This window comes from Desulfococcus sp. (assembly GCF_050178255.1).
GTDB lineage: Bacteria > Desulfobacterota > Desulfobacteria > Desulfobacterales > Desulfococcaceae > Desulfococcus > Desulfococcus multivorans.
In genome coordinates this window covers 1-9,142 of record NZ_JBFXGG010000113.1, presented here as the reverse complement: position 1 = coordinate 9,142, position 9,142 = coordinate 1, and the positions used below count along the sequence as shown (strand labels likewise).

Annotated in this window: 7 protein-coding genes and 1 pseudogene; 7 read left to right on the top strand and 1 reads right to left on the bottom strand. The window is 54.7% G+C overall.

Going from position 1 to position 9,142, the window contains the following annotated elements; translation table 11 throughout:
* The 7 genes and pseudogenes from AB7S84_RS14670 to fbaA form a co-directional block, all read left to right on the top strand.
* Positions 1-228: pseudogene (locus AB7S84_RS14670) on the top strand (hypothetical protein); the annotation flags it as partial.
* A gap of 5 nt (positions 229-233) precedes the next feature.
* The gene (locus AB7S84_RS14665) at positions 234-764 is read left to right on the top strand and encodes a nucleotide exchange factor GrpE (RefSeq protein ID WP_428155349.1); all 531 of its coding nucleotides are present in this window, start codon (positions 234-236) and stop codon (positions 762-764) included.
* A 116-nt stretch (positions 765-880) separates the two neighbouring features.
* Entirely contained in the window at positions 881-1,951 is a 1,071-nt protein-coding gene (locus AB7S84_RS14660) for a hypothetical protein (protein WP_428155347.1), read from the top strand.
* On the top strand, positions 1,948-3,543 hold the full coding sequence (locus AB7S84_RS14655; protein WP_428155345.1) for a S10 family peptidase: 1,596 nt from the start codon (positions 1,948-1,950) through the stop codon (positions 3,541-3,543). Before AB7S84_RS14660 ends, AB7S84_RS14655 begins: the two co-directional genes overlap by 4 nt.
* Positions 3,544-3,606: 63 nt before the next feature.
* Positions 3,607-5,430, top strand: coding sequence for an ATP-dependent zinc metalloprotease FtsH (gene ftsH / locus AB7S84_RS14650; protein WP_428155343.1), 1,824 nt, complete (start codon positions 3,607-3,609; stop codon positions 5,428-5,430).
* Positions 5,431-5,536: 106 nt separating this feature from the next.
* On the top strand, positions 5,537-6,994 hold the full coding sequence (locus tag AB7S84_RS14645; RefSeq protein WP_428155341.1) for a DegQ family serine endoprotease: 1,458 nt from the start codon (positions 5,537-5,539) through the stop codon (positions 6,992-6,994).
* A gap of 81 nt (positions 6,995-7,075) precedes the next feature.
* On the top strand, positions 7,076-8,110 hold the full coding sequence (gene fbaA / locus AB7S84_RS14640) for a class II fructose-bisphosphate aldolase (protein WP_428155339.1): 1,035 nt from the start codon (positions 7,076-7,078) through the stop codon (positions 8,108-8,110).
* Between the two features lie 322 nt (positions 8,111-8,432).
* On the opposite strand, the gene AB7S84_RS14635 is transcribed toward fbaA, so the two are convergent.
* On the bottom strand, positions 8,433-9,142 hold a 710-nt coding region (locus tag AB7S84_RS14635), incomplete at its 5' end, for a hypothetical protein (RefSeq protein WP_428155337.1).

The following is a 9,142-nucleotide window of genomic DNA, read 5'->3' as shown; positions in this document are numbered from 1 at the left end:
CTTGCCGATCTTTTAAAAGATGCCCGTACGGAGTTGGAATTCGCCCAAGCTCTCGGCTATGGCAGCAAAAAGGATTTCAAGAATCTATACAAGCAGCTCGATCAGATTGAGGACAAAACCAAGGGCGGAAAATCGGGCAGCGGCTTTTTCGACAAGATCAAAGGGTATTTAAAAGACACGGTAAAATCCAGTCAGAAGGAATCGGGAAACGGGAACACAAAGGAATAACCGGCATGGAAATGTCCAAAGAGCATAGAGAGCCGAACCGCGAACTGGATGCGGAAGATGTCCTTAACCTGGATGACTGTCGGCAGGCTCTGAAGGCCTGCCGGCAGGAGTCCGAACAGCGCCAGCAGTCGTTTCTCCGCGCCAGGGCGGATCTCGATAACCTGCGAAAACGCACCGAACGGGAGTTAGCGGATACCCGTAAGTTTGCCGTCGCTGATCTGCTTGAAGCCCTGCTGCCGGTCATGGACAGCCTGGAAATGGGATTGTCCGCCGCCGGCAGTGAAGCCGATGCAGACGGACTGCGAAAGGGTATTGAGCTGACCTTGGGTAAGCTGGCAGCGGTGCTTGCGGATTTCGGCGTTGAGATCATCGACCCTCAGGGGCAGCCGTTTGATCCGGAACGGCACGAGGCCGTTATGAAGCTGAGCAGCAGCAATCTTCCGGCCAATATTGTGGCCCAAGTTCATCAGAAGGGATGCCTGCTCAACGGGCGGCTGATCCGGCCGGCGCGCGTTGCGGTTACGACAGCCTCATAATTTTCTCTGCCAAATAATTAAAACATATAAAGACTTTTCTATCGTGGTCTATGATTTAAGTCTACAACAAACGCGGAGGCAGGGTGACGCATCCATGCCCGGTACAGGAGGAATAAATGAAACTGAGTGTCACGTTGGTAAAAAGTGATCCAGTCGATCAAAGACAAATCGAGACTACGCTCGAAAACCGGGTTAAGCGTCACATTGTGCCTCGTTTGAGGGGTATCGGGGCCGAACGCAGCGAAATAGCCGCCGTTATCAAAAAGCGGGGAGATGGCAGAGATGCTTATCGAATCAAACTTCGCATGCATGTGCCGCCAAAAACGATCCTGGTATCGGAAAGCCGGGCGGACGCACCGGAAATCGCCATTGACGGAGCAGTCAAGGCACTTCTCGGCAAGGTTACAAATCACATAGATCGGGTGCGCCGACAGGAATCCCATAAACGCCTGACGCGCCGGTCGCGTCTGGAAGACTATAGGGCGCATCAAGAGACGCTGCCGACCGGTGACGTCAAGGATGCATGCGCACTCACTGATACACTTTTATATAGGCTCGAACGTGCCGTGAAAAGGGAACTTGCCTTCCTGCATAGCCAGGGGGATTTGCCCCCCGATTACCCCACAGTGCAGGATGTCGTGGACGAAGTTGTCGCAGCGGTAATAGCCGATTGGGAACCGGGCATGGACAGCCGGGAGGCCTACCTTCGCCTGCTGAAAAAAATGCATGAGATACTTGACAAAGAAGTTCAGGCAAGCAGGACTTTTGGTGAAATGGTTCCATTGGAGGAGCCGGCGCCGCTTGATCCTGCGGATCAAGCCGAAAATATGGTCGGTGAAGAATTTTATGAATTCTGGCAGCCGGATGAACTGTTGCGCATCGAAGATGTGATTGTCGGCGAAGCCTCGGAAATTCCCGCAACAGGCACGCGTGACGATCAGAAGGTGGGCTATACGCTTCGTTTGTTAAAGGATCTGCCCATCGCCTGGCGCCGGGCTTTGATACTGCATGAGCTTGAGGATATTGCGGAGGAAGAACTGACAAGAATTTTGGGTGTCGACTTGCCCACTGTTTCTTCCCGGATCACCCAGGCCGATCATTATGTTCGAGAAAGACTGATAGAGGCGGGATTTGAAGCTCGGACCGGTGGCCTGCTTTCAGATTTCAGGAATGGGGGACCCGAATGAATCGGTGGATAATAATCATTCTTTTTTCCGCATGGCATTGCTTTTTTCAGCCTGCCGCGGGTGCGTATGCACAGGAGGAAGAAGCGAAAACGGCTCCTTTTGGACTGAATGGCGCCGTGGTGTTGGACGCCTCGAATCGTTCGACGACACAGCATTCACTCAAGATAGACAACAAAAAAATCAACTACACGGCCACTGCGGCTTCAATCACTGTTCAGAGCGAACAGTCAGCGCCGGTCGGCCGGATTTTTTACATATCCTATTGTATCCAACAAAAGGGCCAAGATAAGAGGCCGCTTACGTTTGTGTTTAACGGCGGGCCCGGCGCGGCATCCGCATATCTTCATATCGGGGCCATAGGGCCGCAACGTGTTGTTTTCAATGAGGACGGCTCTGTGCCGCCAATGCCGGCACGTATCGTGGAAAACTCGAAAAGCTGGTTGGCATTCACCGATCTTGTTTTTGTCGATCCTATCGGGACAGGGTACAGTCGTGAAATTAAACAAGACCAAAGCACCGTTCAAAAAAACAACGAATCGAAAACGCTAAAATTTTCCGACAATCCGACAGGTCGCGCCAAAGCTTGGGGTGTGGAGGAAGATATCGACTCATTGGCCCGGTTTATCCGCGCCTACCTGACACAAGAGGACCGCTGGTTGTCTCCCATCTATTTGGCGGGTGAAAGTTATGGCGGCTTCCGTGTCGCCCGTTTATCCGAATTGTTGCAGTCCGATTTCGGCATCGCATTAAACGGCCTGGTTCTTATTTCGCCGGCTCTGGATTTCAGTGTGCTTTGGGGAGATGAAAAAAGCCTTTGGCCTTGGGTTGCGCTGCTACCGAGTTATGCCGCCACGGCGGCAATCCATCAGCGCAGTGAGCAGACAACTTATGTGGCGGAACATCCTCGCGAGTCTGTTGCCGAGGCCGAGCAGTTCGCAATGACGGATTATCTTACCGGGTTGGCCGCAGGTTCGCTGGAACAAGATCGGTTCAATCTGTTGAGCCATCTGACGGGATTGGATGCTCAAGACGTAAAGCGTTGGGCCGGCCGTGTGCCGCCGGTGTTTTTTGCCAAGCAGCTGCTCTCTGACAAGGGCTTTCTTGTGAGTCTTTACGACGGGTCGATTACGCAGATCGATCCAAATCCCGCCAGACAAATACTCGCCGGTGGTGATCCCTATCTCGATCGTCTCAATGCCCCCGTAACGGCTGCTTTCAACAGCTATGTGCGCAACCAATTGAATTTCAGAACTGACTTGCCTTATCTTCTTTTAAATGAAGCTGTTTTCGAGTCTTGGAACTGGCGATCGGGGATTCAGGGCGAGCAGGGTTTTGTCGAAGCGGTTACGGATTTAAAACAAGCCTTAAGCCTCAATCCCGACATGCGGGTCTTCATCGCTCATGGCGTCTTCGATTTGGTAACCCCCTATTTCGCATCCGAAATTGCGATCAGGCAAATGGGACTACATCAACTGATACGCAATAATATCAGTTTAAACATTTATCATGGCGGACATATGCCCTACCTGCATCGAAAGTCTCTTGATGCCATGTTCGAAGATGCAGACCGGTTTTATTCGAGATCAAATTAAAGCCTCATTGGCATCTCAATGGGGAAAAAGATATTTTAAAACGAGTTATTATCCGGAGGTGTGATGAAAAAAGAATATAAATTCTCAATTTGGTACCTGCTGATCGGGATTTGGGCGGTGCTGATCGTTCAAAATTTGATCTATTCCGCCATGGCTGTTCGTGTGATTCCCTACAGCGAATTTTTGGCGGCGTTGAAGGATAAAAGAGTTATTGAGGCACGGGTGAGCGAAAACCAGATCCAGGGCAAAATGGTGTTGACGAATGATCCCGGTGGCCAGATTGCTTTCAGAACCGTCAAGGTGGACCCGGAAACCTCTAAGTTGCTGGAAGAGTACGGCGTCAAATTCGACGGCCAAATCGAATCCACTTTTTTCCGCAGCTTGTTTTCCTGGATGTTCCCCTTTCTGATTTACATCGGCCTATGGTTCTGGATCATGCGGCGCATGTCCGGCGGCCAGCCGGGGTTCATGACCCTGGGAAAAAACAAGGCTAAAATTTACATGGAAAATGAGGTGCCGGTCCGCTTCGATGATGTGGCCGGAGTGGATGAAGCCAAGCAGGAATTGTTGGAAGTAACTGAGTTTTTGAAAAAACCTGAGCGTTTTACCCGGATCGGCGGCAATATCCCCCGCGGTATTCTGCTGGTGGGCCCGCCGGGGACTGGTAAAACCCTGCTGGCCAAGGCCGTGGCCGGAGAAAGCGGCGTCCCGTTTTTCAGCATGAGCGGATCGGACTTTGTGGAGATGTTTGTCGGGCTCGGTGCGGCGCGCGTGCGGGATCTTTTCGAACAGGCCAAGCAAAAGGCCCCGTGCATCATTTTTATCGATGAATTGGACGCCCTCGGCAAGGCCAGGGGATTCGGCGGCGCCGTCGGCGGCCACGACGAACGGGAGCAGACCCTCAACCAGCTATTGGTGGAGATGGACGGCTTTGACCAGAACATCGGCGTCATCTTGATCGCCGCCACCAACCGGCCGGAGATTCTCGATCCGGCACTGCTCAGACCGGGTCGCTTTGACCGCCAGGTGCTGGTGGACCGCCCGGACAAAAAGGGACGCGAGGCGATCCTTCGGTTGCATCTGAAGAAGATCCAGGCCGACCAGACCGTGGATGTCGAAGCAGTTGCCGGCATGACGCCGGGAATGGCCGGTGCGGATTTAGCCAACATCGTCAATGAAGCCGCACTGCTGGCCGTCCGGCGCAACAAGGAAAAGGTCGGCATGGCGGAATTCGAGGAGGCCGTGGAGCGGGTGGTCGCCGGACTGGAGAAAAAGAACCGGCTGATGAACCCGGAAGAGAGAAAAATCGTCGCCTTCCACGAAATGGGCCACGCCGTCGTCGCCCGCGCCCTACCGGGAACCGATCCGGTGAAAAAAATCTCGATTATTCCCCGCGGGATCGCGGCCCTGGGGTACACCCTGCAGGTGCCCACCGAAGACCGGTTCCTGATGAAAAAAACCGAATTGCTCAACAAGATCGCCACCCTCCTGGGCGGGCGGGTTGCCGAAGAGATCGTTTTCGAGGACATCTCGACCGGCGCGCACAATGACCTGGCGCGGGCCACCGACATCGCCCGCAGCATGGTCAAGGAATACGGTATGAGTGAAAAACTCGGCAAGGTCTATTTCAGCCGGGAAAAGCGGCAGCACTTTTTGCCGATGGGCCCTGAGGGCGCGAAGGAATACAGCGAATCGACGGCGGAAATCATCGATAATGAAGTCAAACAAATCATCGATGAACAATATGAAAGAGCTCGCCGGCTGCTGTCGGACAACAGAGAGATTCTTGAAAAAGGGGCCGAAAAACTTCTGGTCGAAGAGAAGCTCGAAGCCGAGGAGCTGGACGCCCTGATGGCGTCGATCCGGAATGAACCGACAGCCGCGTAAAGAAAAAAAAGCAGAAAAGTAACGGCCTGTATAATATTTCGGTATGCACCATCAAGGCGGCAATATTTCAGCCGTAAACAAATTATGACCATGGGAGGTTATGACAATGAAAGTAATTTGGAAATCCAACCAATCATCCACCACGCGAATACTCATCCTTTCGGCCCTGTTTTTTTCCTTGGCATGGACACTGTCGATCGGCTCCGCGCTTGCGGTCGCTGCGGGCACGCCGGAACCGTTTACCGGTGTCGCCAAAAAGGTCATTCCGACGGTTGTTTTCATCAAGGTGGAGCAGACAATCGAAGCCGCGGGCACGCCGTTTCAATACAACAACCCGTTCGATCTATTCGAAGACGACATGTTCCGTCGTTTTTTCGGGCAACGATTCCCGCAGATGCGGCCACAGGAAAAATACAAGCAGACCGGCTGGGGATCGGGGTTTATTATCTCAAAAGAGGGGTATATCCTGACCAACCACCATGTGGTGGGAGAAGCCGATAAGATCCAAGTCACATTGAAGGACGGAAGGGAATTCGAGGCCAAGGTTATCGGCACCGATCCCAAATCGGATGTGGCCTTGATTCAGATCAAAGGGGCAAAGGATCTACCGGTCTTGCCCATGGGGGATTCGGAGACGCTGGAAATCGGCGAATGGGTGATGGCCGTGGGCAATCCCTTTGGGCTCTCCCATACCTTGACGGTAGGGGTTGTCAGCGCCAAGGGCCGCACCTCGGTGGGAATCACCGATTACGAAGATTTTATCCAAACCGATGCCGCCATCAATCCGGGAAACTCAGGCGGCCCCCTGATCAACATGAGGGGCGAAGCCGTAGGTATCAACTCGGCTATTTTCTCTAAAAGCGGCGGCTATATGGGAATCGGGTTCGCCATCCCAATCAACATGGTCAAAATGATCAAGGAACAGCTTATCGCCCACGGCAAGGTGGACAGGGGATACCTGGGGGTCGGCATCCAGGATTTGTCCAGGGAGCTTGTCGAATCCTTCGGGCTCGATGAGGGCACTGAAGGCGTGCTTATCTCACAAGTCTATGAAGATTCCCCGGCGCAGAAGCATGGCCTCGAGCGCGGCGATGTTCTGATTCAAATGGATGGAAAACCGGTAAAGGATGTGGGCCATTTCCGCAACATGATCGCCATGACAATGCCCGGAACTAAAATCGATTTGACCGTGATTCGAAAAGGCAAACAGAAAACGGTGAAAGTAAAACTGGGCAATCTCAGTGAGGCGAAAGCGGAAGAGCCGACGCAAAACGATCTAATGGAAAAAATCGGGATCACCGTCCAGAATTTGAACGAAGATCTGGCCAATCAATTCGGGTATCAGGAAATTGAGGGCGTGCTGATATCCGGAGTCAAACCCGGCAGTCCGGCCGCCTTCGCCGGGTTGCGCCCCGGCATGGTGATCCTGGAAGCCAACCGGGAAGGTGTTCAAACCGTTTCAGACCTCGTCAATGCACTCAAAGCGTCCAGTACCAGTAAAAAGGTGCTTTTGTTGGTGAAAGGGCAACACGGAACTCGGTATGTGGGCTTTACCATAGAGTGATGGCTGAGAACCCAGTGAGGAAACACAAAAGCGGGTTGTTGAAGCCCCCCAATAACCAACCTTGTCTAAAAGAGGTTAACCATGCCGGTTGCCGATTATAATACTTACTGCCGCATGCTCGAACGAGCCCTGGAGAAAAGTTACGCCTACCCGGCCATCAACGTCACCTCCATGACCACGGCGAATGCCGTGCTCAAAGGACTGGCATCGAGTAAAAGCGACGGCATCATCCAGGTTTCCACCGGCGGGGGGGCTTTTGCCTCCGGGATCGACGTCGGGGACATGGCCCTGGGCGCCATCTCCATTGCCGAGCACGTGCACCGCGTGGCGGCGCGATATCCCATCTTTGTGGCCCTGCACACCGACCATTGCCAAGCCAAGGCGCTAAACCAATTCGTGCTTCCGCTCATTGCGGAAACCGAGCGCCGGCGCGTAGCGGGGCTACCCAATCTCTTCAACAGCCACATGTTCGATGGCAGCAACCTGCCGCTCGAGAAAAATCTGGACATCGCCGTGGACCTACTCCAACGCTGTCATCGCAACGAGATCATCCTCGAAGTGGAAGCCGGGGTGGTGGGCGGCACCGAAGACGGCGTTAGCGGCAGCGGGGGCGAGAGACTCTACACCACACCCGAGGACATACTGGAAGTTCACCACCGCTTAAACGCGGTCCAAGGCGCCCGCTTCCTGCTGGCCGCCACTTTTGGCAATGTGCACGGCGTGTACAAGCCCGGTCAGGTGAAGCTTAAGCCAGCCATTTTAAAAGCAGGACAGGAAGCCGTGGTTAATGCCTATGGGCGGTCCGCGCGCTTCGCTCTGGTGTTCCACGGCGGTTCGGGTTCGAGCCTGGAAGAGATCCGCGAAGCTGTGGATTACGGGGTGGTCAAGATGAACATCGACACCGATACCCAGTACGCCTTCACCCGGCCCATAGTCGACCACATGCTCAAGAACTACGACGGCGTGCTCAAGCTCGACGGGGAGGTGGGCAGCAAGGAGAAATACGATCCGCGTTCCTACATGAAACTTGCTGAGGAAGCCCTGGCCGAGCGGGTCACGCAGGCGGTCTCAGACCTGCGGGGCGCTGGCACCACCCTTTTCGAAGGCGGAATCTGATCCATTTTCTCAGGCAATGGATTTGCGGGAAAGGAAACGCTTATGGTGACACGAGCTGCGATCAACGGGGTTGACAGGATCGGACTCCTGGTCCTGGCCGCAATGGCATCCAGCCAGGGATGAAAAACCGTGATCTGACAACGCGCGCCCTGAATTGTACCATGTATCGATTTTATTTTCCCCGAGGAGCGCGTGCCGCTCCACACGAACCAGCGGAACTCAATGACCCCCCGATACCAGACGTTGTGCAGGTTTATCCTGAGGTAGCGTGATGATTCGAAATGCTGGTGTCGGCGGTTGTGATAGCCATGCCAGATGCGGTTCAGCTCTTCTTCCACTCGGTTCCGGTGTGTTTCTCCCATTTCCCGCCGCCGGAGAGATCTGTGTTGAACCATTCGTCGCCCACGGATGGGATTGGGATAGTCGCGTCGCGTTCGGCCTCGGTGCCGACCCCGCGATGGATGGCTTCCCGCGCGGTGAGCCCCTGTCCGAGCCGGTCCGATCCTATTATGTCCCGCCAACCGAGAATCGGCGCGCGGAGTCGGGATACGAAAGTCCGGTAGGAATCCGCGTCCTTGGCGGCCCGGTAAAGGAGGAAGGAGCCGTCGGCGTCGGTGACAAGGCAGGGCGTGTAACAGCGCTCGAGGAACGGCCCCTGACCGGCCTGAAACACGGGATTGAAGGCGGCCTTGGTCCAATGGATGCGGTCCCAGGACCAGGCGTACCCGATCCCCGCGTTTCCGGCTTCCCCGCCGGAATAGAGCATCCACCAGCGGCCGTCGGCCAGACGCTCCACGTGGCAGGAGGAAACATAGCCGTTCGCTCCCTCCCAATCCTGAGCATCAATCAGGCCGGAGAGGATCGGCGCGTTTCCATACAGTCGCCAGTCCAACCCGTCGTCCGAATAACCCAGACCGAGACTGTCGTTGCCGCCGGTCGAGGCGATGAAGAGCATGGCGTAGCGCCAGGTGAAAGGCTTGCCGGGGGCGGAGGACGGCTCCGGGTTGTACCAGAGGAACGAGGGCCCGTAGT

Bases quoted from the DNA above. Each gene is read 5' to 3' on its own strand.
- AB7S84_RS14665 (WP_428155349.1), top strand. From the start codon at position 234: ATGGAAATGTCCAAAGAGCATAGAGAGCCGAACCGCGAACTGGATGCG.
- fbaA (WP_428155339.1), top strand. From the start codon at position 7,076: ATGCCGGTTGCCGATTATAATACTTACTGCCGCATGCTCGAACGAGCC.
- AB7S84_RS14645 (WP_428155341.1), top strand. From the start codon at position 5,537: ATGAAAGTAATTTGGAAATCCAACCAATCATCCACCACGCGAATACTC.
- AB7S84_RS14655 (WP_428155345.1), top strand. From the start codon at position 1,948: ATGAATCGGTGGATAATAATCATTCTTTTTTCCGCATGGCATTGCTTT.
- AB7S84_RS14660 (WP_428155347.1), top strand. From the start codon at position 881: ATGAAACTGAGTGTCACGTTGGTAAAAAGTGATCCAGTCGATCAAAGA.
- ftsH (WP_428155343.1), top strand. From the start codon at position 3,607: ATGAAAAAAGAATATAAATTCTCAATTTGGTACCTGCTGATCGGGATT.